This is a genomic window from Streptomyces sennicomposti, assembly GCF_019890635.1.
GTDB classification, from domain to species: domain Bacteria; phylum Actinomycetota; class Actinomycetes; order Streptomycetales; family Streptomycetaceae; genus Streptomyces; species Streptomyces sennicomposti.
Window position 1 is genome coordinate 1 of record NZ_JAIOAB010000037.1, and the last position, 23940, is coordinate 23940.

General features: G+C 75.5%; 23 protein-coding genes. 10 read left to right on the top strand and 13 right to left on the bottom strand.

The window, feature by feature from the left end:
- The coding region (locus tag K7787_RS20230) for a phosphatase PAP2 family protein (RefSeq protein WP_223002447.1) at positions 1-704 on the top strand (704 nt) is incomplete at its 5' end.
- A 76-nt stretch (positions 705-780) separates the two neighbouring features.
- Here K7787_RS20230 and K7787_RS20235 read toward each other — a convergent pair.
- Together K7787_RS20235 and K7787_RS20240 are read right to left on the bottom strand one after the other, a co-directional pair.
- Positions 781-1731, bottom strand: coding sequence for a lysylphosphatidylglycerol synthase domain-containing protein (locus K7787_RS20235; RefSeq protein WP_169438909.1), 951 nt, complete (start codon positions 1729-1731; stop codon positions 781-783).
- A complete protein-coding gene (locus K7787_RS20240; RefSeq protein ID WP_223002448.1) occupies positions 1728-3296 on the bottom strand; it encodes a hypothetical protein in 1569 nt (522 codons plus the stop codon). The genes K7787_RS20235 and K7787_RS20240 overlap by 4 nt, the downstream gene beginning before the upstream one ends.
- Positions 3297-3551: 255 nt before the next feature.
- Between K7787_RS20240 and K7787_RS20245 the strand changes: the two genes are divergently transcribed.
- Positions 3552-3935 (top strand): BlaI/MecI/CopY family transcriptional regulator, encoded by a 384-nt coding sequence (locus K7787_RS20245; protein WP_009193411.1) that lies wholly within the window; start codon positions 3552-3554, stop codon positions 3933-3935.
- A 93-nt stretch (positions 3936-4028) separates the two neighbouring features.
- Here K7787_RS20245 and K7787_RS20250 read toward each other — a convergent pair whose 3' ends face one another.
- Together K7787_RS20250 and K7787_RS20255 are read right to left on the bottom strand one after the other, a co-directional pair.
- Positions 4029-6374, bottom strand: coding sequence for a glycoside hydrolase family 65 protein (locus K7787_RS20250; RefSeq protein WP_223002449.1), 2346 nt, complete (start codon positions 6372-6374; stop codon positions 4029-4031).
- The gene (locus tag K7787_RS20255; protein ID WP_019983551.1) at positions 6371-7126 is read right to left on the bottom strand and encodes a beta-phosphoglucomutase family hydrolase; all 756 of its coding nucleotides are present in this window, start codon (positions 7124-7126) and stop codon (positions 6371-6373) included. The genes K7787_RS20250 and K7787_RS20255 overlap by 4 nt, the downstream gene beginning before the upstream one ends.
- A 135-nt stretch (positions 7127-7261) precedes the next feature.
- Here K7787_RS20255 and K7787_RS20260 point away from each other — a divergent pair, with 135 nt between their 5' ends.
- Both K7787_RS20260 and K7787_RS20265 read left to right on the top strand, forming a co-directional pair.
- Entirely contained in the window at positions 7262-7918 is a 657-nt protein-coding gene (locus K7787_RS20260; RefSeq protein ID WP_223002450.1) for a nucleoside/nucleotide kinase family protein, read from the top strand.
- A gap of 391 nt (positions 7919-8309) precedes the next feature.
- Positions 8310-9878 (top strand): phospholipid carrier-dependent glycosyltransferase, encoded by a 1569-nt coding sequence (locus K7787_RS20265; protein ID WP_223002482.1) that lies wholly within the window; start codon positions 8310-8312, stop codon positions 9876-9878.
- Positions 9879-9977: 99 nt separating this feature from the next.
- On the opposite strand, the gene K7787_RS20270 is transcribed toward K7787_RS20265, so the two are convergent.
- Both K7787_RS20270 and K7787_RS20275 read right to left on the bottom strand, forming a co-directional pair.
- Positions 9978-10376, bottom strand: a complete 399-nt coding sequence (locus K7787_RS20270; RefSeq protein ID WP_019983547.1) for a DUF3662 domain-containing protein — start codon at positions 10374-10376, stop codon at positions 9978-9980.
- A gap of 3 nt (positions 10377-10379) precedes the next feature.
- Positions 10380-10541, bottom strand: coding sequence for a hypothetical protein (locus tag K7787_RS20275; RefSeq protein WP_019983546.1), 162 nt, complete (start codon positions 10539-10541; stop codon positions 10380-10382).
- Positions 10542-10849: 308 nt separating this feature from the next.
- Here K7787_RS20275 and K7787_RS20280 point away from each other — a divergent pair, with 308 nt between their 5' ends.
- From K7787_RS20280 to K7787_RS20290, 3 genes are all read left to right on the top strand, one after another.
- Positions 10850-11797: a MurR/RpiR family transcriptional regulator gene (locus K7787_RS20280; RefSeq protein WP_019983545.1), complete on the top strand. Its 948-nt coding sequence runs from the start codon at positions 10850-10852 to the stop codon at positions 11795-11797.
- Between the two features lie 390 nt (positions 11798-12187).
- Complete coding sequence (locus K7787_RS20285; protein WP_027758345.1) at positions 12188-12559, top strand: hypothetical protein; 372 nt, start codon at positions 12188-12190, stop codon at positions 12557-12559.
- Between the two features lie 99 nt (positions 12560-12658).
- Positions 12659-14725 carry a SpoIIE family protein phosphatase gene (locus K7787_RS20290; protein WP_223002451.1) on the top strand — a complete coding sequence of 689 codons (2067 nt, stop codon included), beginning with the start codon at positions 12659-12661 and terminating at the stop codon, positions 14723-14725.
- A gap of 124 nt (positions 14726-14849) precedes the next feature.
- Here K7787_RS20290 and K7787_RS20295 read toward each other — a convergent pair whose 3' ends face one another.
- Complete coding sequence (locus tag K7787_RS20295; protein WP_223002452.1) at positions 14850-15341, bottom strand: flavin reductase family protein; 492 nt, start codon at positions 15339-15341, stop codon at positions 14850-14852.
- A 129-nt stretch (positions 15342-15470) separates the two neighbouring features.
- Positions 15471-16304 (bottom strand): ATP-grasp domain-containing protein, encoded by an 834-nt coding sequence (locus K7787_RS20300; RefSeq protein WP_223002453.1) that lies wholly within the window; start codon positions 16302-16304, stop codon positions 15471-15473.
- Positions 16305-16541: 237 nt separating this feature from the next.
- On the opposite strand from K7787_RS20300, the gene K7787_RS20305 reads away from it, so the two are divergent.
- The gene (locus tag K7787_RS20305; RefSeq protein ID WP_164387758.1) at positions 16542-16955 is read left to right on the top strand and encodes a Zn-ribbon domain-containing OB-fold protein; all 414 of its coding nucleotides are present in this window, start codon (positions 16542-16544) and stop codon (positions 16953-16955) included.
- Between the two features lie 60 nt (positions 16956-17015).
- Here K7787_RS20305 and K7787_RS20310 read toward each other — a convergent pair whose 3' ends face one another.
- The 3 genes from K7787_RS20310 to K7787_RS20320 all read right to left on the bottom strand — a co-directional run bounded on the left by K7787_RS20310 (position 17016) and on the right by K7787_RS20320 (position 20034).
- A complete protein-coding gene (locus tag K7787_RS20310; protein ID WP_223002454.1) occupies positions 17016-18278 on the bottom strand; it encodes a glycosyltransferase 87 family protein in 1263 nt (420 codons plus the stop codon).
- Positions 18279-18469: 191 nt separating this feature from the next.
- Positions 18470-18859 (bottom strand): PPOX class F420-dependent oxidoreductase, encoded by a 390-nt coding sequence (locus K7787_RS20315; protein WP_164387756.1) that lies wholly within the window; start codon positions 18857-18859, stop codon positions 18470-18472.
- Positions 18856-20034, bottom strand: a complete 1179-nt coding sequence (locus tag K7787_RS20320) for a MalY/PatB family protein (RefSeq protein ID WP_223002455.1) — start codon at positions 20032-20034, stop codon at positions 18856-18858. Before K7787_RS20320 ends, K7787_RS20315 begins: the two co-directional genes overlap by 4 nt.
- Before the next feature lie 163 nt (positions 20035-20197).
- Here K7787_RS20320 and K7787_RS20325 point away from each other — a divergent pair, with 163 nt between their 5' ends.
- On the top strand, positions 20198-21607 hold the full coding sequence (locus K7787_RS20325) for a S1 family peptidase (RefSeq protein ID WP_223002456.1): 1410 nt from the start codon (positions 20198-20200) through the stop codon (positions 21605-21607).
- Between the two features lie 187 nt (positions 21608-21794).
- Here the strand turns inward: K7787_RS20325 and K7787_RS20330 are convergent, their stop codons facing one another.
- Positions 21795-21980, bottom strand: coding sequence for a hypothetical protein (locus K7787_RS20330; protein ID WP_019983535.1), 186 nt, complete (start codon positions 21978-21980; stop codon positions 21795-21797).
- 141 nt (positions 21981-22121) lie between these two features.
- A complete protein-coding gene (locus K7787_RS20335) occupies positions 22122-22817 on the bottom strand; it encodes a L,D-transpeptidase family protein (protein WP_223002457.1) in 696 nt (231 codons plus the stop codon).
- 306 nt (positions 22818-23123) lie between these two features.
- On the opposite strand from K7787_RS20335, the gene K7787_RS20340 reads away from it, so the two are divergent.
- A complete protein-coding gene (locus K7787_RS20340; protein ID WP_223002458.1) occupies positions 23124-23672 on the top strand; it encodes a hypothetical protein in 549 nt (182 codons plus the stop codon).
- Positions 23673-23940 lie beyond the last annotated feature (268 nt).

Genomic DNA, 23940 nt, shown 5'->3' on the forward strand with positions numbered 1-23940 from the left:
TGGCGGGGCTCGGCGCCTGGGCCGTGTTCGCCGTCGTCGGCGTGGTCGCCGCCGGGGGCGGCGGCGCGCCGCTGCCGGTAGACCGGGGGCTGCTGTCCTGGTCGCTGGGCCACCGGCCCGAGGTGGCGCTCGCCGTGGCCCGGGGGCTGACGGCGACGGGGACGGGCGCGGTGCCGTACGCGCTCGTCGTGCTGGCCGGGGTCCTCCTCGGGCGTACGCCGCGCCTGCGGGCGCTCGCGGCGGGGCTCGGCGTCGTGTGCCTCGCGGTGGGCCAGATGGTGCGCTACGGCCTGATGGAGCTGGCCGCCCGGCCGCGCCCGCCGCGTCTTGACTGGGCGACGGCCGCCTCCGGCTGGTCGTTCCCGTCCGGGCACACCACGACGTCCGCGCTCACCGCCGGTCTGCTGATCGCCGCGACGCTGCTGCGCGGCCCGCGCGGCCGAACCGCCCTGTGCGTGGTCGCGGGCTGCTGGGGCGCGCTGGTGGGGCTGACCCGGGTGTATCTCGGGGTGCACTGGTTCACCGACGTGATCGGCGGCTGGCTGTACGCCGCGGGGTGGCTGGCCATGTGTCTGTACGCGGCGGTGCGGTGGCTGCCCTCGGACGTCCTGGACGCTCTGTCGGAGGCGGGCGCGACCGCCGGGGAGCCGCCGGGCGGTGCGGAACGGTCGTACTCCGGCCGGCGCGAACGCCCGCCAGCCTGAGGCCGGTCCGCCGGCACGACGGCCGTCCGCCTCTGCCGGGATCGGTCCGACGCGAGGGCCGGCCGCCCGCGCCGGGTCAGAGCGCCCGGCGGCGGATCAGGAGCCCGAGGACCAGCAGGCCGGGGACGAGGGGCAGCCAGACCGTCAGGAGGCGGTAGCCGAGGACCGTGGAGGCGGCCCCCGAGCCCGGCGCCCCGGCGGTGGTGAGGGCGAAGGCCAGCGCGGCGTCCAGCGAGCCGAGACCGCCCGGGGTGGGCAGCAGGGCGGCGGCGCTGCTCGCGGCGAGGTAGAGCAGGGCCACCCGGGGCGCGTCGAGCGGCAGCCGGACGGCCTGCGCGACGGCGACCACCACCAGGCAGTGCGCCGCCGCGAAGGCGAGCGAGCCGCCCCACAGGGCGGCGGCCCGGTGCGGCCGGGAATGCACGGCCCGCACGTCCGCCAGCACCGTGCCTAGCACGCGCCCGCAGCGGGACCGCAGCGGGCCGCGCAGCAGCACGGTCAGCGCCGTGACGGCGGCCAGGACCCCGGCCACGGCCGTCACCGGCACGTGCGGGACGCGCAGGACGCCGGGGCAGACGGCGGCGAGCACCGCGATCAGGACGGCGCGGGCGAGCACCCCGGCGGCGGCCTTGACCGCGAGGGCGCTCGCCGACCGGCAGGCGGGCAGCCCGCAGCGCATCAGGAAGCGCAGATTGACCGCGCCGGCCCCGAGCCCGGCCGGCAGCACGTGGTTCGCGGCGGAGGCGGCGAACTGCGCGGCCAGCAGCCGCCCGCCGGGCAGCCGTTCGGCGACCGCGCCCTGCTGGGCGAGGGCCGCGCAGCACCAGGTGGCGACGGCCGCCGCCGCGCCCACCAGCAGCCAGCCCTGGTCGGCGACGGCGAGCCGGTCCACGCCGCTCGCCACCAGGGGCCAGTGCCGGCCGCCGAGGTAGGCGGCGCACAGCAGGACGGCGAGCAGGGCGCCGGTGTGCCACCAGGTGCGGCGGCGGGCGACGGGGGCGGCGGCGACCGGCGGGGACGTCGTCATCGTCCGGCGCCCTTCCGCGCCGTCGGCGCGACGTACAGGCGCAGGTCGCCGAACGGGTGGACGGGCCAGGCGCGGGCGTAGCCGGGCGGAGAGCCGTGGGCGGCGACGAGGGCGGCGACGGGCTGCCGGCGGGCGGTCTCCTCGATGGCCGCCCGGGTGGTGTTGGCGTTGTGGCCCTCGGTCGCGGCCGAGGCGCAGCCGGTGTAGAAGGCGATCGGGATGGCGTTGTCGCCGGTGAGCAGGCAGGGCGGGCGTACGCCCAGGCGGTGCAGTTCGGCGGCGGTGCGGTCCCAGTCGCGGTGGGCGGCGGCGGTGCGGTCGGCGGTGCGGGTCAGGACGGCGTACTGGACGGCGAGGTGTGTGGCGAGCCCGACGGCGACCAGGCAGGCGGCGACGGGGCGCCGGGCGCCGTCCGCTCTCCTGACGAGGCGGGTCAGGGCGAGGGCCGCGGGGAGGGCGAGCAGGGCGTAGGCGGGCAGCAGGAAGCGGGGGGCCGCGTAGCCGATGAGGAACAGGTAGGGGACGGCGGCCGTGGCGGCGCAGGCCGCGGCGACCCCGGCGGGCGCGGTGCGGCCGGCCCGGCGGGCGAGGACGACGCCGAGCACGGCGAGTGCCGGGAGGACGAACCACCAGGCGGTGATCAGCGGGTGGGGCACCGCTCCGGCGCACGGGCGGCACAGGGTCCGTCCGCCGAGGCTGCGCAGCTGGTCGACGACGGCGAAGTGCGGGCCGAGGCGGCCCTGGATGGCGGAGGCGTCCGACAGCCGCTGCAGCAGGCCGCCGTAGGCGGCGTACGCCTCGATCACCCACTCGGCGGCCCCGGCGACGAGCCCGGCCAGGAGGGCGGCCAGCGGCCGCCAGTGGCTCTGCGCCAGGGCGAGGGCGAGCAGCGGGAGGACGGCCCAGACGGCGTCCATGGGCCGCATCCAGGCCATCAGGGCCGCACCGCCGAGCAGTCCGTACAGGGCGGCGCGGTCGCGGTGGCCTGGATGCGGGCGCTCCCCGGCGCGGTCGCGGTGGCGGTCCTCGGTGCGGGAGCGGCCGTCCGCGGGGCCGTCGGCGCGGGCGCGCAGGAAGCAGCCGGCGCAGACGAGGGCGCCGATGGCCACCCAGTAGTTGGGCATGGCCTGCGGGCCGTAGAACACGGTCACCCACAGCGAGGCGAACAGGGCGCCCGCCAGCGCGAGGACCGGGGCGGGCAGGAGGGTGCGCCACACCCGCAGGGCGAGGTACAGGGCGAGGCCCGAGAGGACGGCGAGGTAGACGCGCAGGAGCGCGGTGGAGGACGACCAGGCGGCGACGGGCGCCACCAGCAGGGAGACGCCGCGGGCGCGCGGGGCGCTGAAGAAGGCGGCCGGGGCGTGCGGGCTGACCTGGCTGACGTAGACGGACTCGTCCCAGCCGAGGCCCGTGCCGGGACGGACGAGGAGCAGTTGGGCCAGGGTGAAGGCGGCGGCGACCGCCGCGACGGGCAGGGCGTCGCGGGGGCCGGGGGCGCGGCCGGCGCCGGGCGCCGGTGCGGGGCGCCGGGTCCCGGCGAGTATGGCGTGCGTGCTGTCGGCCATCTCCACCCCTCCCCCTACGCACTGTAGGGTTTCTGACTCCCCACAGTCTGCGGGACGGACGCGGCAGCCGGGTGGGAGGTCGGGGAATCGTCGGAAAAGTATCGGATAAAGGTCGGCGAACTCGGAAGGGACCAGCAGAAACGATGAAGCCGCGAAAAGCGGGGATTTCCGGGGCGAACCGGCCCGTGTCGCGGTGGTCCGCCGGCCGGGGCGCCGCCGGACCCCGGCATCACTACGCGCTGTAAGGTTGAGGGCATGGCTGGTGGAGGGCCTCACGGCAGGACGGAACGGCGCAGCCCGGGCGAGCTGGAGAGCGAGGTCCTCACGGCCCTGTGGTCGACGGAACGGCCCCTGACGCCGGCCGAGATCCAGCTGGAGATCGGCGGCGGCCTGGCGTACAACACCGTGCACACCATCCTCAAGCGGCTCTACGACAAGGGTCTGGTGCTGCGCGAGGTGGACGGCCGCCGGGGCGCGTACCGGCCGGCGAAGGACGCGGCCGAGCTGACCGCCCAGGCGATGCACGACGCCCTCGACCGCGGCCCCGACCCGATCGCGGTGCTGCGCCGCTTCGTCACCGGCCTGAGCCCCGAGGAGGAGCACGCCCTGCGGGAACTGCTGGCCCGGGGGCCGGCGTAGGGCCTCTCGTTTGGATCAGGCCGGATCAGGGAGCGGGGTCGGCCGGGGGCGGGCCGGTCGGTCCGTTTCCCGCCCCCGAGGCCCGTCGGCGGTTCAGCGGGTGTTGGGGCGGCGATGCGGGGGCTGTTCGGGGGCCGGGCGGTGTTTCGGGGCCGGCACCGTGCGGGCCGCCGAGGGGGCGTCCGGGCTCAGCGGGACCGCGTCGCCGTGGTGGCGGACCGTCAGCTCCGGTCCGGCCAGCAGCGTGTACGTCGCCGTCTCCTGGGTGATCTCCACCTTCAGCCGGCGGCCCCGGAACCGCAGCGAGAACGCCAGGCGGCTGAACTTCTCCGGCAGGCGCGGCGCGAACTCCAGCGCGTCGCCGGACCGGCGGGTGCCGCCGAAGCCGGTCACCAGCGCCATCCAGGTGCCCGCGAGCGACGCGATGTGCAGCCCGTCGCGGGTGTTGTGCTCCAGGTCCTCCAGGTCCATCAGGGCGGCCTCGGCCGCGTAGTCGTAGGCCAGGCGCAGATGGCCCGCCTGCGCGGCGATGACCGCCTGCACGCACGCCGACAGCGAGGAGTCCCGCACCGTCAGCGGCTCGTAGTAGGCGAAGTTGCGGGCGATGTGCTCCGCGTCGAACTCGGCGCCGCAGGTGTACATCGCCAGCACCAGGTCGGCCTGTTTGATCACCTGCTTGCGGTACAGGTCGAAGTAGGGGAAGTGCAGCATCAGCGGGTACTGGTCGGCGCGGGTGCCGGCGAAGTCCCAGCGCTGGTAGCGGGTGAAGCCCGCGTGCTGCTCGTGCACCCCCAGCTCGCTGTTGTACGGGATGTTCATCGCGTCGGCGGCGTCCCGCCAGGCGGCGCTCTCCTCGTCGTCGGCGCCGAGCCGTTCCGCCTCCTTCGGGTAGCGCTCGACCACGTCGGCGGCGGCCAGCAGGTTCGCCCGCGCCATCAGGTTGGTGTACGTGTTGTCGTCGCAGATCGCGCTGTACTCGTCGGGGCCGGTGACGCCGTCGATGTGGAAGGTGCCGCGGTGGTCGTGGTGGCCCAGCGAGCGCCACAGCCGGGCCGTCTCCACCAGCAGTTCCATCCCGCTCTCGCGCTCGAACTCCTCGTCGCCGGTGGCCGCGACGTAGCGGACCACGGCGTGCGCGATGTCGGCGTTGACGTGGAAGGCGGCGGTGCCGGCCGGCCAGTACGCCGAGCCCTCCTGCCCCTCGATGGTCCGCCAGGGGAACGCCGCGCCGCTCAGCCCGAGCTGGGTCGCCCGCTCCCGGGCCGCGGGCAGCGTGTTCTGCCGCCAGCGCAGCGCCTCGGCCACGGCGTCCGGCGCGGTGTAGGTGAGCACGGGCAGCACGAACATCTCGGTGTCCCAGAAGGCGTGCCCGTCGTAGCCCGAGCCGGTCAGCCCCTTGGCGGGGACGGCCCGTTCCTCGGCGCGGGCGCCGGCCTGGAGCACGTGGAAGAGCGCGAAGCGGACGGCCTGCTGGATCTCCTCGTCGCCGTCCACCTCCACGTCGGCGCACGTCCAGAAGTCGTCCAGGTACGCCTTCTGCTCCTTGACCAGTCCGGACCAGCCGCCGTGCGCGGCGGCGGCCAGGGCGGCGTCCACCTGGTCGCTCATGGCGGGCAGCGACCGCGCCCCGGACCAGCCGTGCGCGACGATCTTCTCCACCCGCAGCGCCTGGCCGGCCTCCAGCACGGCGGCGACCGTCAGCCGGGCCAGGTCCGGGTGGCTCTCGCTGGTGGTGGTGGTCCGCTCGGGGCCGGAGACGACGTGGTCGGCGGCCACGGCCACCCGCAGCCCGCTGCGCCGGGTGCGGTGCACCAGCCGCAGCCGGTTGCCGGCGGCGAAGTCCTCCTCCGGCTCCAGCGGGGCCTGAAGCGCCAGCGCCGCGCGCGGGTCGCCGTCGGCATCGGGGAGCTGCTCGTTGGCGACCAGTTCGGACTGGATGACCACCCGGGCCTGGCAGTCGACCGGTTCCACCTCGTAGGCGATCGCGCCGATGGAGCGCTGGGTGAGGGAGATCATGCGGGTGGCGCGCACCCGGATGCGGGTGCCGGCCGGCGAGCACCACTCGCAGGTCCGGGTCATCACGCCCCGGCGCAGGTCGAGGACGCGCTCGTGGGAGACGAGCCGGCCGTAGCGCAGGTCGAACGGCTCGTCGTCGACGAGCAGCCTCAGCACCTTGCCGTTGGTGATGTTGATGACGGTCTGGCCCGACTCGGGGTAGCCGTAGCCGGCCTCGGCGTAGGGCAGCGGGTGCGTCTCGTAGACGCCGTTGAGGTAGGAGCCGGGCAGGCCGTGCGGCTCGCCCTCGTCCAGGTTGCCGCGCCAGCCGACGTGGCCGTTGGAGAGCGCGAAGACGGACTCGCTCTGGGCCAGCACGTCCAGGCTGAGTTCCGTCTCGCGCACGCTCCACGGCTCGACGGCGTAGGAACCGTGGGTGATCACGCGGCGCCTCCCGGTGCGGCGGTGAGGAGTTCGGCGAGGTCCTTGACGACCACGTCGGCGCCGTGCGCGTACAGCGCGTCGGTCTGCCCGACGCGGTCCACGCCGACGACGTAGCCGAAGTGGCCCGAGCGGCCCGCGTCCATCCCGGCCAGGGCGTCCTCGAAGACGGTGGCCTGCTTCGCCTCCACGCCGAGGTCGTGGGCGGCGGCGAGGAAGGTGTCCGGGTGCGGCTTGCCGGGCAGGCCGCGCTCGCGGGCGACCACGCCGTCGATCCGTACGTCGAACAGGCGCTCGGCGTCGATGGAGCGCAGCACGTCGAGGGTGTTGGCGCTGGAGGAGACGATCGCCGTCTTCAGACCGGCCGCCCGCACCGCCTCGATGTAGCGCAGGGTGCCGTCGTAGGCCGCCACGCCCTCGGTGCGGATCTTCTCCAGGACGAGCTGGTTCTTGCGGTTGCCGACGCCGTTGACCGTGGGCGCGTCCGGCGGGTCGTCGGGGCTCCCCTCGGGCAGTTCGATGCCGCGCGAGGCGAGGAAGGTGCGGACGCCGTCGGCGCGGGGCCGGCCGTCGACGTACTCGTCGTAGTCGGCGGCCGAGTCGAAGGGGCGGTAGCCGGCGCCCTCCCGCTCGCGCAGGAACGCGTCGAACGTCTCCTTCCAGGCGGCCGCGTGCACCACGGCCGTCTTGGTGACGACGCCGTCGAGGTCGAAGAGGCAGGCCAGGATTTCCGGGGGCAGACCGAGCTCTTTCATACAGGCACCCTTCCCCGCATCGCCGCGTTGACGAAGTGGCGCGCGCCACATCGACCGTGCCGTGTCCCTACTTTCCGGCCAACGGCCGTCCAGGGCGGCCCGGGAGCTGGTACGGCCGGGTGACACACTGGGCGGGTGCCGCCGACCTTCGCCGACCTCCTCGACCGGGCCCGCTCGCTGACCGGCGGGGGCCGCCGCGCGCTGCTGGGCATCGCGGGCGCCCCGGGCGCCGGCAAGTCCACGCTCGCCGAGCGGCTGGTGCGCGCGCTGAACGGCGCGGGCGAGCCGTGGGTCGCCCATGTGCCGATGGACGGTTTCCACCTGGCCGACGCCGAACTGGACCGCCTGGGCCGCCGCGGCCGCAAGGGCGCGCCGGACACCTTCGACGCGGCGGGTTACGCGGCGCTGCTGCGGCGGCTGCGCGAGGAGTACGGCACGGCGGAGACGGTGTACGCGCCCGGCTTCGAACGCGTCCTGGAGCAGCCCCTCGCCGGCGCCGTCCCGGTGCCGCCGACGGCCCGGCTGGTGGTGACCGAGGGCAACTACCTGCTGCTGGACAAGGGTCCGTGGGCGCGGGTGCGGGCCGAGCTGGACGAGGTGTGGTTCTGCGAGCTGGACGAGACGGAACGGGTGCGCCGTCTGGTCGCCCGGCACGAGGAGTTCGGCAAGGGCCACGACGAGGCGGTCGCCTGGGTGCTGGGCACGGACCGGCGCAACGCGGACCTGGTGGCGGCGACCCGCGACCGCGCGGACCTGATCGTGCCGGACACGGCGGTGCCGCCCGCTCGTTGAGCGCGGCCCCGGCGTGCCGGTCGCGGGCGCGCGCTGAACCGCGACCGGCCGCGGACCGTACCGGTGGGCACGGCAGAGGGTCTGCCGGTACGACGCGTGCGGCGGCGCGGCCCGGACGGCGGGCGCCGCGGGGCGGACGATGGCGAGCGAACAGCGAACGGCCCGGACGGCGCCCGGGCCTCACGACGCGGAGACGGCGAACACGGCGGAGACGGCGAACACGGCGGAGCCGGGTCCCGGAGGGCCGCCCGGAGCGGCGGCGGCGGTCGGCGCAGGGCTTCCCGGACCGGCGCGCGCCGTCCCCGAGGCGGCGCGGCGGCACACGGCGTGGTGGCGGCGATGGCTCGTGCCGTGCGTCGCCGGGTTGCTGCTGGCGCAGATGGCCGCCGCGATGGTGACCGCGGCCAGGGAGCAGACCCCGACCATCGACGAGCCGGTGTACGTGGCCACGGCGGCGGTCTACCTGCGGGAACACCGGCTCGCGTACAACCCCGAACACCCGCCGCTGGGCAAGCTGTTGATCGCGGCCGGGGTCGCCGCCGCCGGTCCGCGCCTGGACACCTCGTTCACCGGAGACCAGGGGGCGGCGGGGCGGCATCTGCTGTACGAGTCGGGCAACGATCCGTGGCGGCTGATGCTGTGGGCCCGGCTGCCGGTGATCGCGCTGACGCTGCTGTTCGGGCTGGCGGTCTTCGCGTTCGCCCGTGACCTCGCCGGTCCGGCGGGCGGCCTGGTGGCGCTCGCCCTGTACGCCTTCTCCCCCGATCTGATCGCGCACGGCTCGCTGGCCACGCTGGACGTGCCCGCCGCGGGATTCGTGCTGACCTCGGCGTGGCTGCTGTGGCGGGCGCGACGGCGGCCGGGGCTGTATGTGCCCCTGGCCGGGGCGGCGCTGGGGGCGGCGGTGGCCACGAAGATGAACGCGCTCCCGGCCGTGCCGGTGCTGCTGGCCCTCACCGTGGTCGCGGTGCGGCCCGCGCGGGGCGGCCGGCCGCCGGGCGAGGGGTTCGGCCGGCGCGCCGCCCGGATCAGGGACGCGGCGGTGGCCGCCGGGTGGGCCGCCGTCGCGGCGGCGGCCATGGCGGCCGTCGTCTGGGCCTCCTATCTGGCGGTCGATCCCCGGCTGCGCAGGCCGTACGCCGGTCCGGTGCCCGCCGTGCACGGGGTGCGCGCGGCACTGGTCGGGCTGATGCCGTTCCCGGGGGCGTACCGGGACGGGATGCGGATCCAGTTCGGGCTGGAGGGACGGCCGTGGCAGGGCTTCCTGTTCGGGCACGTGTACACCGGGGCGCGCTGGTACTACCTGCCGGCCGCGCTGCTGGTGAAGACCCCGCTCGGAATGCTCGCGCTGTGGGCCGCGGGCGCGGCCGTCCTGCTGTCGGTGCGGCGGCTGCGGCGGGCGGCGGCCTACGTGCTCGCGCCGCCCGCGGTGCTGCTGGCGGCGGCCATGCACTCCTCGCGCGACTTCGGCACCCGCTACGCGCTGTTCCTGCCGATGTTCCTGGCTGTCGCCGCGGCGACCGTCGTGACGGCGGGCCGCACGCGGCGCGCGCTCGCGGCGGCCGGGGTGCTGACGGCGTGCGTCGCGGTCAGCTCCGTACGGGCCTGCCCGTTCTACCTGCCGTACGCCAACGAGGCGTTCGGCGGCCCGGCCCGCACCCATCTGCTGCTGCACGACTCCAACGTGGACTGGGGGCAGGACCTGGGCCGGCTCGCCGGCCGGCTGCGCTCGCGCTACCCGGGCGAGCGGGTGTGGCTGGTCTACAAGGGCAGCGGCGTGCCGTCGTTCTACGGCGTCCACGCCGCCGATCCGCGCGCGGCGCGGCCCGGGGACGTGCACGGGCTGCTGGTCGTGTCGGACTCGGCCGCCGCCAAGGCGACGGGGCGGCTGGCCGAGCTGATCGCGTCGAGCCGTGCGGTGGACGAGGTCGGGCACTCGATCACGCTCTACCGGCGCTGACCGCGCCGACCGCCACGGCAGCTGTCGCGGTCACGGTCGCGGTCACGCCATGGGGACGGGGCGTACGGGCCCGGCCGCGAGGCGGGCGCGTGGCGGGGCCTACGCCGGGTCGCGGAACGCCTCCGCGCTCACATGCGGCATGACGTGACCGGCCACGCGGTAGCGGCCGTTGGGCACCTCGTCGGAGCGGGCGACCCGTACCGTCAGCGGGCCGGCCCACTCGTAGCCGTGGCGCTCGGCGTGGCGGGCCAGGCTGTCGGTGAGCGCCTGGCCCACGCGGCTGCCGCGGCGGGTCAGCTCCTCGTGCACCGGTTCGGCGAGTTCGACGTCGTAGGCGTTGGGCACGATGACCCGGTCCTCGCTGCACACGACGGCGTTCCCGTCGCACTCACGGTGCAGCGCGTCGAGGAGTTCGACCGGCCCCCGCCCGGCGATCCGCGACCACAGCGCGTCCCACCGGTTCTCCAGGGCCTGTTCCAGCGCGCTGAGTGCGCTCATCGGTCACTTCTCCTCGAAGTCGTCGGGGCGGACCTGCGCCTCCTCCAGCGCCTCGCGCAGGGTGCGGCCGGTGCCGCCCTGCTCCTTGGCCGCGTCCGTACGCCGGTTCGCCACCACCTCGTCGGTGGTGTCGGTCTTGGGCCGGTTCTCCTCGGGGACGGTCATGTCGCGGGGCTCCTCGTCTGTCGTGGCGGTGGTGGCTGCCCGTGGGCGCCGCGCGGGTCGTCCGCGTGCGCCGCGGGGTCGTTCCTTCCGACGGCGGGTTCCCGGGCTGCGGGCGCGTATCCATCCGCGGGGCAGAAATCCGGAGGCGGGTGCTCCGCGGGTGTCCCCGGGGGTGTTCCGCAGGCGCTCCGGGGGTGTTCCGCGGGTGGGGCGCGAGGGGTGCGAGAGGCGTGCGGGGGTCGCGTGACCGGCCGGTTCCGCCCGCACCCCCGCTGGTCATGACGGTGAGTGAGCTATGTTGATCCTCTGTGGGAGACAATGCAGGCGCCCCGGCGCCATCGCCGCAGCAGGCTCGCGCCCAGGCGTCCGCGATCACCTCGGGCCGGACCGCGCCGGAGGCCGAGCCCGCCCCGGCCTCCCAGCTCCGGGCGCTGTTCGACCGGCCGCAGCTGTCTCCCGGCCAGCGGCGCATCGCGCAGTACCTGATCGAGAACATCGCCGAGGCCGCGTTCCTGTCCATCACCGAGCTGGCCGACCGGGTCGGCGTCAGCCAGCCTTCGGTGACCCGGTTCGCCGGCGCGGTCGGCTTCAGCGGCTACCCCGCGCTGCGCGAGAAGCTCCAGTCCATCGCGCTCAGGACGCTCGCCGGCGGGCCGGGCGCGACCGAGGAGGACCGGGCCAACGAGTTGCAGGCGGCGGTCGACGCCGAGATCGACAACCTGGAGAACCTGCGCCGCGACTTCGCCGACCCCGACCGGGTGATCGCCGTCGGCCGCGAGCTGTCGCGCTCGGCCCCGCTGACCGTGCTCGGGCTGCGCATCTCCGTCTCGCTCGCCGAGTACTTCGCCTACGCGGCCCGGCGCGTCCACCCCGACGTGCGGCTGGTGACCCTTGGCGGGAGCGTCGCCTACGACGCGCTGCTCCAGTCCCGCGAGGCCGGCGGCACCTGGGTGCTGGCCTTCTCCATGCCCCGGCACGCGCACGAGACCCTGACCGCGGTGCGGGTCGCGCGCGGCGCCGGGCTCAAGGTCGCCCTGATCACCGACCTGGCGCTGGGGCCGGTCGCCGACGAGGCCGACGTCACCTTCGCCACCGGCACGGGGTCGCGGCTGGTCTTCGACTCCTACGCGGCGCCCGGCGTGATGTGCGCGGCGCTGCTCCAGGCCATGGCGGACGCCGATCCCGAGCGGACCCAGGCCCGGCTGGAGGAGTACGAGCAGATCGCCGACCGCCACCAGTTCTTTCTCAAGGACTGACGCGCCGACCGGCGCTCCGGCTGCCGCGCCGGGGGCACTGCCGCCGCAGCCGGGGCTCGCGCCGGGGCGGCCCGGGCGGGTCGCGCGGATTGGTCGGAACGTATGCGGACCATGCCGTTCAAAGCCGTCATGAATGTTTTCATACGTCTTGCCAAGCGGATGGCATATATAAATACTGCTCACGGATCGCGGTCGGCCCGCTCCGGGCAGTTCCGCGCTTCCGTCCCACCGCCCCCACCCGCCTCACCCCTCATCACCACCCGCACGGGGCGCCCGCTCGGCCTGGACCGCGCGAGCGCCCGCGGCGGCCCCGGTCATCCCCTAGGCCGGGGCCGCCCCCACCCTGTCGGGCCCCGTGCCTCGACGCCGCACCACCGGAAGCGAAGACCCATGCCTGTGACGACCACACGCATCAGCCCGGACTGGCCCTGCCAGGTCAAGACCCCCGGCAGTTACGACTGGGAGCGCTCGGCGGCCCGGTGGCTGCGCGAACTGGTGCCCGCCCGCTACGGCAGCTACCCCGTGCTGGTCCGCCACCCCGTCCTGCTCGCCCGGCACGCGCAGATACAGGTGCAGCAGGAGATCCGCGTGGTCCGCACCGCCCTCCAGACCGCGCGCGCCGACCTGCCCCGCCTGGGCCTGCACGAAGGTGTCATCGAACACACGATCAAGCTGTACGCCGCGGAGCTGCTCCAGCTCCAGCACATCGCCCGCAGCGTCCGGGCCGTCACCGAGGCACTGGTGGAGCGCGGCGGCCGCTGAGCCGCCCGCTCCGCGGCGGCGCCCGGGTGACCGGCGCCCGCCCGGATCCGGGGCGGCAAGGCTGTGATCGGACCTGTCCGCATGTGCGATGCTCGTCGCGTGAGCAGCGAACCCACCTACCGCGCCAAGACCGGCGCCGCCCCCGACCGGGCGGCGCTGGCCAAGGTGGTGGCCCGGCAGCGGGCCGAGCTGGACCGGCTGCGGGACGAGGCGGCGGCCTCGGCCGTGGTGGAGCGGGCCACGGGCGCGCTGATGGCGCTGACCGGGCGCGGTGCCGAGGCCGCGCACGAGGAACTGCTCCGGCGCGCGAAGGCCGCCGGCCGCACTCCGGCGGAGGAGGCCTGGCTCACGCTCGGCGCGCTGGCGCCCCCGCCGGGTCAGGCCTGCGACGGGCCGGCGACGGCGTCGGCGACCGCCGCGCAGGGCGCCGCCCCCGCGGAAGGGAACGCCACCGGGCACGAGGCCGCCGTGACACCCGCCACTGCCGCGCGGGGAGTCGCCCTCGCACAGGAGGCCACCCCCTCACAGGAGCCGGCCGCCGCGCGGGAACCGGCCGCAGTACAAGAACCGGCCGCCGTGCGGGAGTCCGCCCCCGGACGGGAGCCCGCCGTCGACGCGGCCGGGGAGGCGGGCGGCAGCGTCAGGACGGCTGCGGTGCAGGCCCTGTTCGACGCGCTGCCCGGGATGACGCTGCTGCTCAGCCCGCTGCGCTCGGCCACCGGCGCGGTCGAGGACTTCCGGATCGACGCCGCCACCCCCCAGGCCGTCGATCCGGCCGGGCGCCGGGGCCGTGAGCTGATCGGGCTGCGGATCCTCGAATGCCGGCCCACCGTCGCCGGGGAACCGCTCTGGCAGGACTGGCTCGACACGCTCGACACCGGCGAGCCGTACACGAGCGAGCCGTACGTACGGCTGGAGTCCGTGGGCGGCGGCCAGGAACCGGCCACCTACTCGGTGCGGGCCGCCCGTCTGGACGGCCGGCTGGTCGTCACCTGGCGGCGGCAGGACGCCTCTGACCGGCAGGAACAGCTCCTGGCCGATCTCCAGCGGCTCGGCCACCTCGGCTGGGCCACCTGGAACCTGGTCACCGGCGAGGCGACCTGGTCCGCGCAGGTCTACGCCCTGTGCGACCGCGACCCCGGCCGGGGCCCGCTCCGGCTGGAGGAGCTGGCGGACCTCGCCGTCCCCGAGGACGGACCGGCCCTCGCCCGCGCCGTGCGGGAGATCCGCACCGAGGGCAAGCAGTTCGACGTGCCGTTCCGGATCAGGACGGCCGCCGGGGACAAGCATCTGCGGGCCGTCGCCGAGGCCGAGCCGGACGCCGCGGGCCGCCCGGTCCAGGTGCACGGCTTCGTGCAGGACCTCACCGCGCAGCGCAGCGCGGAGCTGGCCCTGCTGGAGAGCGAGCAGGCCATGGTGGCGCAGCACGGCATCCTCCAGGCCGAGCGGATGATCGCCGGCCGGCTGCAGCACGCGCTGCTGCCGCTGCCGCGCCGCCCCCTGCGGCTGGCCGGGCTGCGGGTCGACCTCGCCTATCTGCCGGCGCAGTCGGGCATCCACGTCGGCGGCGACTGGTTCAGCGCGATCGAACTGCCGGACGGCGACGCGCTGTTCGTGGTCGGCGACGTCGCCGGGCACGGCATGGACGCGGTGGCCACCATGGCGCAGCTCCGCTTCACCGCCAAGGGCATGCTCTTCACCGGCTCGTCGCTGACGGGCGCCCTCACCCGGCTGAACACCCTGCTGCTGCACTCCCGCGACTCCAGGGGCACGGCCACACTCGTCCTGGCGCGCTACGACCCCGAGCGGCGCCGGCTCGCCTGGGCGCAGGCCGGTCATCTGCCGCCGCTGCTGCTGCGCGGGGGCGAGGCCCGGTTCCTCGACCGCCCGCGCGGTGTGCTCCTGGGCGCCACCGACACCCCCGTGTACGAGGAGGCCGAGTGCCTCCTGGAGCCGGGCGACCGGCTTCTGCTGTACACCGACGGCCTGGTGGAGCGGCCCGGCGAGTCCATAGAGCTGGGCCTGGAGCGGCTGGCCCGGGCCACCGCCGCGCACCGCTCGGACGCGCCCGGCTCCCTCGGTCCGCTGCTGGCCGCGCTGCTGGAGGGCGAGCGGCGCGACGACGTGTGCGTCCTGGACGTGCGGGTGCCGACGGAACCGGCGTAGGCCCGATCCGGCGCAAGGTCCGGTCCGGCGCAGAACCCGGCGTACGCCCGGCCCGCCGGGACGCCGGCTCGGCGCGGACGGCTCGGCGCGGACGGTTCAGTGCGGACGGTTCAGTGCGCTCGGTTCAGTGCGCCGGGTGGCCCGGTGAGATGCCGAGCGTGTCCGACAGGCGCAGGACCGGCTCGTCGGCGACGCCGGTCCCGCCCCGTTCGACGGGGTCGAGCAGGAAGCCCACGTGGTCGCCGCCGTCGACGCGCGTCACGATCCGGCCGACGAACCAGACCGGCGCGTCGTCCAGGACGACGGCCGCGCCGTCCCGCTCCGAGCAGCGGACCCGGGCGAACTTGTCCACGCCGTCGTCGCCGGTGCTGCCGCCGAACAGCTCGGCGAGCGCGTGCTGGCCCCTGGTGAGCAGGTGCACGGCGAGCCGGTCGGCGCGTTCGGCCACCCGGTAGGTCCGGTTCTCCTTGGACAGCCACACGACGAACCGGGGCGGGCTGATCGAGCACTGCGAGGAGAACCCGACCAGGCAGCCGGCCCGCTCCCCGCCGGCCCGGGCCGTCACCACGCACATGTCGGGGTCCAGCCGGTCGACGACTCCCTTGCCGCTCGTCATGCCGTACCGCTCCGTTCCCGCGCCGGTGCGCCGCGTCGTCCACCGGGGGCGCGCGACTCCGGTCCGGCGCGTCCCCGTGGGCGTGTGCCCGCCGCGCGGCGCGTCAACCGCCGCGGCGCGGCGGCCGTCTCAGTGCGCGGCGGCCAGGAACCGGTGCAGGGACGCCTTCAGCGCGGCGACGAAGGACTCCCGGGCCGGGTCGTCCAGCGCGTCCAGGGACAGGTACGGGTTCAGGTCCTCCAGCTCGACCAGCAGCAGTTCGCCGTCCGGCGCCCGGCAGGCGTCCACGCGCTGGATGCCGTGGCCGAGGGTGTTCCAGTCGATGAACCGCCGGGCGAACTCCAGGTCCCGCGCGGTGGGGCGGTACGGCCGCAGCTCCCAGCGCCGTTCGGGGTCGGGGGCGTAGAGGGCGTACTGGAAGTCGTGGTCCACGAAGCAGAACGAGATCTCGTGGACGAAGTCGATGTGCGGCTGGAGGAGGACGGTGCCGTCGGCGAGGCCGGGCAGCTCCCCGGCGGGGACGACGCGCAGCCCTATGGAGTCGGCGCCGAGCTTCGGCTTGACCACGTAGCGGTCGGCGGCGGGCAGCCGGTGCAGGTCCTCGGCGCGGTCGACGGTGGGGATGACCGGGTACCCGGCGGCGGTCAGGTCGAGGAGGTACTGCTTGCCCGCCATGTCCGCGCGGCCGGTGAGCGGGTTGTAGACGCGGGTTCCGGCGGTCAGCGCCCGGGCACGGAAGTCGTCGTAGGCGTCCCGGTGGCCGAGGACGGGGCCGCTGTTGCGGACGACCACCGCGTCGAAGGCGGCCATCAGGGCGGCGGCGTCCCGCGGGTGGGCGAGGGCCAGGTCGAAGTCGTCGCGCAGCCGGGCGGTCAGCCCGATGTCCTCGTCGCAGTAGCGGCGCCCGCGCGCCGGATACGCCAGGTCGGTGACGTAGAGGAGGCGGGGACGTGCGGACGGCATGGCGGGCTCCTGGGCGTGGCGCGCGGGGAAGGCACGAGGTGCGGGGTGGGCGAGGAAAGGTTACTTCGGGCGGGCGTACGGGTCGCCGTCGCCAATTGACGGTACCCAGTACCTTTACCTACGGCACTGAGTGCCATACGCTGTCGCCGTGCACGGTGGCACAGCCCGACCGCGCACGGCGTGCGCGGACTGAGCCGGGCACGCGGGATTCCGGCCGAGAGCAAGGAGTTGACCAGCGTGTACCACCACTCGGGGAACGCCGTTCATCCGGCCGCCGGCTCCGCCACCGGTCTGCTGGAGCCCGCGGGCCACGACCCGGAGGCGCTGTACTTCCAGCGCTGCGCCTGGTGCGGTACGGCGATGTACCACCGGGTGCTGTGTCCGGTGTGCCGGGGCAGCGAGCTGCGGACCGAGCGCAGCGAGGGCGTCGGCACGGTCCGCCACTCCACGGTCGTGCACCGCAACACCCCGGCGGCGCGCAATGTGTCGCTGATAGAGATGAACGAGGGCTTCGTCGTGCGGGGCAGGGTCATGGGCCCGCCCATCGGCATCCACGGCGGCGACCGGGTGCGCCTGTCCACCGCGAAGGACCCGGTGCGGGGCGAGCCGGTCTTCCAGTTGCTGGACGAGCCGTACCGCGCCTGGACCTGACACCCAGTCAGTTACCCGCAGTCCCCAGGGAGTCGAGGCGGTCCAGCAGGCGTCGCCGTCTCAGGACAGCAGCGAGCTGTCCGAGCGGTCGCCGGACCGCTGCCCGCCGGGCACCGCCGCGTGCTCACGGCGCCGCTCGCCCCCGGTGGCGAGCACCAGGAACGTCAGCACCGCGCAGACGGCGAAGCCGGTCCCCAGCCAGGCCATGAGCGCCGGGTACGGACCGGAGTGGACGGTGGCGTCCTCGATCCTGCTCAGCCGCGGCACCAGCCGGCCGGCGGTGACGAGCGCCCACAGCGCGAGCGCGACCCGGCGAAGCGGCAGCCGCCGACCGGGGCCGTGGGCGAGCCAGATCATGGCGGGCACGCACCAGATCCAGTGGTGGCTCCAGGAGATGGGGCACACCAGCAGCCCGTACAGCTGCACGGCGACCAGGGCGCCGAGCCGGTCCTCGCGCCGTACGGCGGCGTACAGCGCCCAGGCCGCCGCCAGGGTGACCAGCGCCAGCGCCGTCCACCACAGGGCGGTCCCGCCGGCGTCCGGGCCGAGGAGTCTGGTGAGGGCGCCGCGCAGGGACTGGTTGCGCACGGTCCGCACCGGGCCGACGCGGCTCGTGTCGGTCACCAGCGAGGTCCAGTAGCGCCACGACTGGCCCGGCGAGACGCACCAGGCCAGGACCGTGGCCGCCGCGCCGGCCGCCGTCGCCCACAGCGCCGCCCGCCACTGCCGGGTCGCCAGCAGGTACAGCCCGCCGACGGCCGGGGTCAGCTTCACCGACGCGGCGAGTCCCACGGCCGCGCCCCGGCCCGCCGCCGTACGGCACAGGGCGAGCCCGCCGACGACGAGGCCGCCCAGCAGCAGGTTGATCTGCCCCTGGTCGAGCGTGTGGCGCACGGGTTCCAGCCAGAGTCCGGCGGCGGCCCACAGCAGGGCGCGCTCGCGGACGCGGCCCCCGCCGGGCGGGGTGAGCAGGCGCAGGGACCCGGCCGTGAGGACGAGCAGGGCCGCGACCGAGACCGCCCGCCACAGCACCAGCGCCACGTCCCAGGGCAGGGCGGCCAGCGGGGTGAACAGCAGCGCGGCGAACGGCGGGTAGGTGAACGGCAGGACGGGGATGGGCGGGCCGGTGTGCACCGCGAAGTCGTACAGGCCGCCGGAGAACAGATGCGGTGCGCCGCCCCGGTAGACGCGCAGGTCCAGCGGCTGGGAGGGATCGACGAGGGCGGTCAGCGCGTACAGCGCCACGGAGGCGGCCAGGCACCGGCCGGCCCGTTCGGTGAGCCACCGCCCCACTGCCAGGCCGCGGGCCCGGGTCCCCTCCACTGCGCACCAGCTCCGTCGCATCCATGACGCCGCACCGGCTCGCGCGGGCCGCGACGGTCCGGGGCCCGCCGGCGACGCCCGTCCCGTCCCGGCGCCCGCAGCCTAGCCGCGCACATCGACTCAAGAGGGCCGCCACGCGGAGGTTCCGGGACGATTCGCCGCGTGGTCGCCGGCGCGTCATGTGCGCGTCGTCAGCCCGTCAGGGTCACCCGGATGCCGACCGTTCCCCGCTCGCCCCGGCGCAGCCGGCTGCCGAGGAGGGTGAGACGGCCGACGATGCCGTACTTGCGGGCGATCAGGCCGCGGTAGCGGGCGGTGGTGGCCGGGTCGGTGATCTCGGCGGTGGCCGGGATCTGGTCGCCGGTCGGGTTGCCGCGCACGTCGCAGGGGCCGACGAGGACGTCGGCCCGGTTGCGGATGCGGCGGACCTTGTAGGAGTCGGCGACCGTCCAGACGCCGAGCGCCGCGCCGTCGCGGACCACCCAGACCGGGGTGGAGACGGGGGTGCCGTTCTTGCGGTAGCTGGTGAGCAGCAGGTACTTGCCGGCGCCGAGCCGGGCGAGGGTCTCCTCGGGGGTCATCGAACCGCCTCCGTCATCCGTCGTACGGCCTCGGTGATCAGGTCCGGCGAGGTGCCGATGTTCAGGCGCACATGTCCGGCGCCGCCCTCGCCGAACGGCAGGCCGGAGTTGAGGGCCACCCGGCCCCGGTCGAGGAACGCCTGGGCGGGGTCGTCGCCGAGGCCGAGGCCCCGGCAGTCCAGCCAGGCGAGGAAGGTGGCCCGGCCCGGCCGGTGGCGGATCTCGGGCAGGTGCTCGGCGAGGAGTGCGGCGAGCAGCCGCCGGTTCTCGTCGAGGCCCGCCAGCAGGGCGTCCAGCCAGGCGATGCCGTCGCGCAGCGCGGCGGTGTGGGCGATGACGCCGAGGTGGCTCGCGCCGTGGCCGACCTCCTCGGGCAGGCGGGCGAGGTCGGCGGCGGCCTCCGGGCCGGCGACGGCGAGGGCGGCCTTGAGCCCGGCCAGGTTCCAGCCCTTGCTGGCCGACATCAGCGACAGGCCCCGCTCGCCGCCCGGCACGCTGAGATACGGCACGAAGGCGACGCCGGCGGCGGTCAGCGGCGCGTGGATCTCGTCGGCGACGACGCGTACGCCGTGGCGGCCGGCGAGTTCGGCGACGGCGGTGAGTTCGGCGGCGGTGTGCACGGTGCCGGTCGGGTTCTGCGGGTTGCACAGCAGGTACGCGGCGCGTCCGCCGCCGGCGACGGCCCGGCCGAACGCCTCGTCGAGCGCGTCGAGGTCCAGGCGCAGGTCGGGGCCGAGCGGCGCCTGGACCACCCGGCGGTCCATGTGGGTGACGAACTGGAAGAACGGCGGGTACACCGGCGGGTTGACGATCACCGGGTCGCCGGGGCCGGTCACCAGTTTCAGCATCTCCACCACGCCGAGCATCACGTCCGGCACGAGCGCGGTGCGCTCCACCGCGAGCGTGTCCCAGCCCCAGCGTTTGGCGGCGAAGGCGGCGAGCGCCTCGGCGTAGGCGGTGCCCGCGGGGTAGCCGGTGTCGCCGAGGGCGAGGGCGTCGGTGACGGCCCGGACGACGGGTTCGGGCTGGGGTACGTCCATCTCGGCCACCCACAGCGGCAGCACGTCGGCGGGGTGGGTGCGCCATTTCATGCTGGTGCGGCGGCGCAGTTCGTCGGGGGTGAGGACGCGCAGGGGGTCCGGTTCACCGGACGTGTCGTGCGGGATCCTGTTCATGTGCCCAAGATAGGCGGCCGGGCGCACAGTTCCGAGTGCGGCCGTCGGCGCCCGGCCGGCGGCGGGTGAACGCGGGCGCGGTGCGGCGCGTATGGGGGGAGGGCGCCCGAGCGGCGCGGCGCCTCGCGGTGGTGCACCGGTGTTCGGGGTTCGGGAGCCAGGTATGAGGCACGCACGACGACGGGTGGTCCGGCGAGCGGCACGGCTGACGGCCGTGGCGGGACTGCTGCTCGGCACGGCGATGGTCGCGCAGTCGGCGCTGGCCGGCGAGCCGTCCGGGACGCAGGCCTCCCCGCGCTCGTCCGCCGGTTCGCCGGCCGCGCCGGGCTCCGGTCTGGTGGCGCGGCTCGGCACCGCCCGTACGGCGGGCAGCTGGGTGGGCTCGGACGGGCGTACGGTCGTCGCCGTGACCGACGCGGAGGCGGCGGCGGAGGTGCGGCGGGCGGGCGCCGAGGCGAAGCTCGTGCGGCACAGCATGGACGAGCTGAGGTCGGCGGGGGCGGCGCTGCGCGCGGCGCCGCGGGTGCCCGGCACGGCGTGGGCGGTGGACTACCGGACCAACCGGGTGACCGTGCAGGCCGACAGTTCCGTCTCGGCCGCCGACTGGGGCCGGATGAGCCGGGTGGCGAGCGGCATCGGCTCCTTCGTCCGCATGGAGCGCGCCGAGGGCCGGTTCACCACGCGGCTGAACGGGGCGCAGCCCATCCTGTCGGCGGGCGGTCGCTGTTCGGCCGGTTTCAACGTGACGGACGGCAAGAGCGACTTCATCCTCACCGCGGGGCACTGCGGGCCGACCGGTTCGACCTGGTTCGCGGCCGGGCAGGGCGACCGGCAGCTGGGCAGCACGGTCGCCGGGACCTTCCCCGGCAGCGACTTCTCGCTGGTGCGGTACGCCGCCGGGCGGGCCGGGCAGGGCGCGGACGTGGTGGCGATCGGCGGCGGCAACGGCGTGCGGATCACGGGGGCGGGGGACGCGGCGGTGGGGCAGCGGGTGTTCCGCAGCGGCAGCACCAGCGGGCTGCACGACGGGGAGGTGACCGGGCTGGACGCGACCGTGAACTATCCGGAGGGCACGGTGACCGGGCTGATCCGGACCACGGTGTGCGCGGAGCCGGGCGACAGCGGCGGTCCGCTGTTCTCGGAGGGCATCGCCCTGGGGGTGACCTCGGGCGGCAGCGGCGACTGCACGACGGGCGGCACGACGTTCTTCCAGCCGGTGACGAAGGCGATGAACGCGCTGGGGGTGCGGCTGATCGTGGCGGCTCCGGCGCGGGCCACGGGCGGGGCGACGCCCACCGGGAGTGCGTCCGGCGGGCCGGGAGGCGGTTCCTCCGGCGGGGCGGCCGCTCAGGGCGCCGGCGCGCCGGGCGGGGTCTCCCCCGGCTCGGCCGCGCCGGTGACGGGCGGGACGGCCGGGAGCACGCTGTCGGCGCGGCTGACCGATCCGCGCACGGTCGGGCCGGGTCTGCTGGTTATGGCGGGCAGTCTGATCGCGCTGGTGGCGACCCGGTGGCTGCGCGCGGAGCGGGACCGCAAGGCGTACCGGCGTCACTACTCGGCGACCTGGGGCTGACCGGAACGCACCGGTGCGCCGGTGGGCCGAGGAAGGCGGCCGAGGAGGGAGGTCGGTCCGGCGGGAGCGGATCCCGCCGGGGAGTCGGACGATGCCGTACGGGACGGCGGAGGTCGGTGCGAGAAGGGCGCCCGTTCGCAAAGGGGTGCCCTCGCGGGAGGGTCCGGTGCCGGGAGCCGGCCGGCGGTCAGGCCGCGCGGTCCGACTGCGGAGCGGCCTGAGCCCACTCCAGGACGAGGCGCTGGTACACCTCGCGCTGCTCGGTGGTCAGTGTCCCGCCCGACCGGCGCCACAGCGCACGGATCTCCTCGTTGACCTCCGCAGCCGATCGCTCGGAGGCGGTTTCAACAGTGGTGGACATGCTGTGAAGCATATGCCGGACGACGTGAAGGCGGTGTGAGTAAGTACGACCGATACGGACATTTCAGACCGTGTTGCTCATCACGTCCGCCCGGCTCAACCCGCCCGGCCCGGGCTCCCGTTCCGGGCCGCGGTCCAGGCTCCCCTCCCCGGCTCACGTTCCCGGTTTGCGGCCGTACACGTAGACGTCGTCGCCCTTCTTCAGCAGCGACCAGTACTTCTTGGCGTCCTTGGCGGTCATGTTGACGCAGCCGTGGGAGCCCGGCGGGTTCCACATGCTCAGCCCGACCGAGTGGAAGGCCTGCCCGCCGTCGAAGAACTGGCTGTAGGGCATGCGGACGTCGTAGAGGGTCGAGACGTGGTCGATGTCACGCCAGTAGACCTTCTTCAGGCCGGTGCGGGTCTCGTAGCCGTCGCGGCCGGTGCGCACGGGCACCGGCCCGTACACGAGCTTCTTGCCGTCCTGGATCCAGCTCAGCTGGAGGGTGAGGTTGACGCAGGCGATGCGGCCCTTGTTCGTCGGGCACTTGCCGGCCTTGTTCGGGTTCTTCCCGACGGCCTTCTGCTTGTTCATGAGATCCATCACGCCCCAGGTGACGGGTCCCGCGTAGCCGATGGCGGGCGTGATGCCGTGCTTGTTCTGGAAGGCCCGGATCGCCGAGCAGTCGGCGGCCGACTGCCGGCCGTCCACCGGGCGGCCGAGGAACTTCTCGACCTGCTTCTGGTACGGCCCCTTGCTCGCCGTGCAACTCGCCGCCTGCGCCGGCGCGGCGCCGAGCGCGAGTGTGAGCGGCGCCACCAGCGAGGTGGCGCCGAGCACCACGACTCCCCGTCTGCCTATGTGCCTCATGGGCGCGCTGTCCTTCCCCCTCGATCGGGTTCTTCCGTGTGTCCGCGGTTCTCGGACACCTAGACAGCTGTGGGCGGGCGGCGGTTGTGGGCGACCGCGAGCCGAGACGAAACGGTGACATTCGGGCGGGTCGGGCGCGGGCGTGCGCGCGGGGGTGCGTGGCGTCCGGCGGGCGCGGGCGCGCGGTGCTCGGAGGCGCGGGCGCGCGATGTTCAACAGCCGGGTGCGCGGTGCTCGGAGGCGCGGGCGCGCGGTGTTCAACGGCCGGGTGCGCGGTGGTCCGCGGCGGCGGATAGCGTGCGGCGCATGTCGGCGTTCTTGCAGCAACTCCCCGCGCTCATCGGTGTGGTGATCGGCGCGCTCGGTTCCTATCTGGCGGTCGTGCGCAGCGACCGGGCCCGCTTCCAGCGGGAGCGGACGGCCCGTTGGGAGGAACGGCGGCTCGCCGTCTACACCGAGTACGCGCGCACGCTCAAGCAGTCGGTCACGCTGGCCTACCGGGTCGCCTCGCATCTCGGCAACGACCCGCATCCGCATCCGCTGGCCCTGGCGGAGGCCGAACCGCTGCTGACCGAGGCCGCGCTCGCCCGGGACCCCTCGGGCGAGGCGCTGCTCATGCTGGGCAGCCCGCGGGTCGTGGAGAAGGCCCGGGCGTGGGTCGTGGTGGCGATGGAGATGGAACGGTTCCTGCGCGAGGGGCGGCGCGAACCGGAGGCCTGGCAGGGGCTGTTGGCGCGGCAACGGGCCGCGCGGGAGGGCTACTACACGGCCGTGCGGGAGGACTTGGCGCTGCCGCCCGGCCATCCGGGCCGCTGGTCGCTGCCGGGGGCGCGGCCGCCCGCAGCGGGTGAGTGACGGCGGGCGCGGGGGCGCGCGGCGGGCGGGCGGTCGTCGGTGCCGGTGCCCGAGGCGGGGCGGCGGGGCGACGGTGGTGGACGCGGGGGCGCGTGGCGGGTGTGCGGGAGGCGGCGGGGCGGGGTGGCCGGGTGCGGGGCGGGGCGGCCGGGTGCCGGGGCGAGGCTGAGCGGCCGGGTGCCGGGAGTCGCGCTTCGGGTGTGCGGGGGCGGCGCTTCGGGTGTGCGAGAGGGGGCGGCGCTTCGGGTGTGAGCGCCGCCCCGCTGTG

Coding starts and splice junctions, on each gene's coding strand:
- K7787_RS20235 (WP_169438909.1), bottom strand. CDS start 1,731: ATGACGACGTCCCCGCCGGTCGCCGCCGCCCCCGTCGCCCGCCGCCGC.
- K7787_RS20240 (WP_223002448.1), bottom strand. CDS start 3,296: ATGGCCGACAGCACGCACGCCATACTCGCCGGGACCCGGCGCCCCGCA.
- K7787_RS20245 (WP_009193411.1), top strand. CDS start 3,552: ATGGCTGGTGGAGGGCCTCACGGCAGGACGGAACGGCGCAGCCCGGGC.
- K7787_RS20255 (WP_019983551.1), bottom strand. CDS start 7,126: ATGAAAGAGCTCGGTCTGCCCCCGGAAATCCTGGCCTGCCTCTTCGAC.
- K7787_RS20265 (WP_223002482.1), top strand. CDS start 8,310: ATGGTGACCGCGGCCAGGGAGCAGACCCCGACCATCGACGAGCCGGTG.
- K7787_RS20270 (WP_019983547.1), bottom strand. CDS start 10,376: ATGAGCGCACTCAGCGCGCTGGAACAGGCCCTGGAGAACCGGTGGGAC.
- K7787_RS20275 (WP_019983546.1), bottom strand. CDS start 10,541: ATGACCGTCCCCGAGGAGAACCGGCCCAAGACCGACACCACCGACGAG.
- K7787_RS20285 (WP_027758345.1), top strand. CDS start 12,188: ATGCCTGTGACGACCACACGCATCAGCCCGGACTGGCCCTGCCAGGTC.
- K7787_RS20295 (WP_223002452.1), bottom strand. CDS start 15,341: ATGACGAGCGGCAAGGGAGTCGTCGACCGGCTGGACCCCGACATGTGC.
- K7787_RS20300 (WP_223002453.1), bottom strand. CDS start 16,304: ATGCCGTCCGCACGTCCCCGCCTCCTCTACGTCACCGACCTGGCGTAT.
- K7787_RS20315 (WP_164387756.1), bottom strand. CDS start 18,859: ATGACCCCCGAGGAGACCCTCGCCCGGCTCGGCGCCGGCAAGTACCTG.
- K7787_RS20320 (WP_223002455.1), bottom strand. CDS start 20,034: ATGAACAGGATCCCGCACGACACGTCCGGTGAACCGGACCCCCTGCGC.
- K7787_RS20325 (WP_223002456.1), top strand. CDS start 20,198: ATGAGGCACGCACGACGACGGGTGGTCCGGCGAGCGGCACGGCTGACG.
- K7787_RS20330 (WP_019983535.1), bottom strand. CDS start 21,980: ATGCTTCACAGCATGTCCACCACTGTTGAAACCGCCTCCGAGCGATCG.
- K7787_RS20335 (WP_223002457.1), bottom strand. CDS start 22,817: ATGAGGCACATAGGCAGACGGGGAGTCGTGGTGCTCGGCGCCACCTCG.
- K7787_RS20340 (WP_223002458.1), top strand. CDS start 23,124: ATGTCGGCGTTCTTGCAGCAACTCCCCGCGCTCATCGGTGTGGTGATC.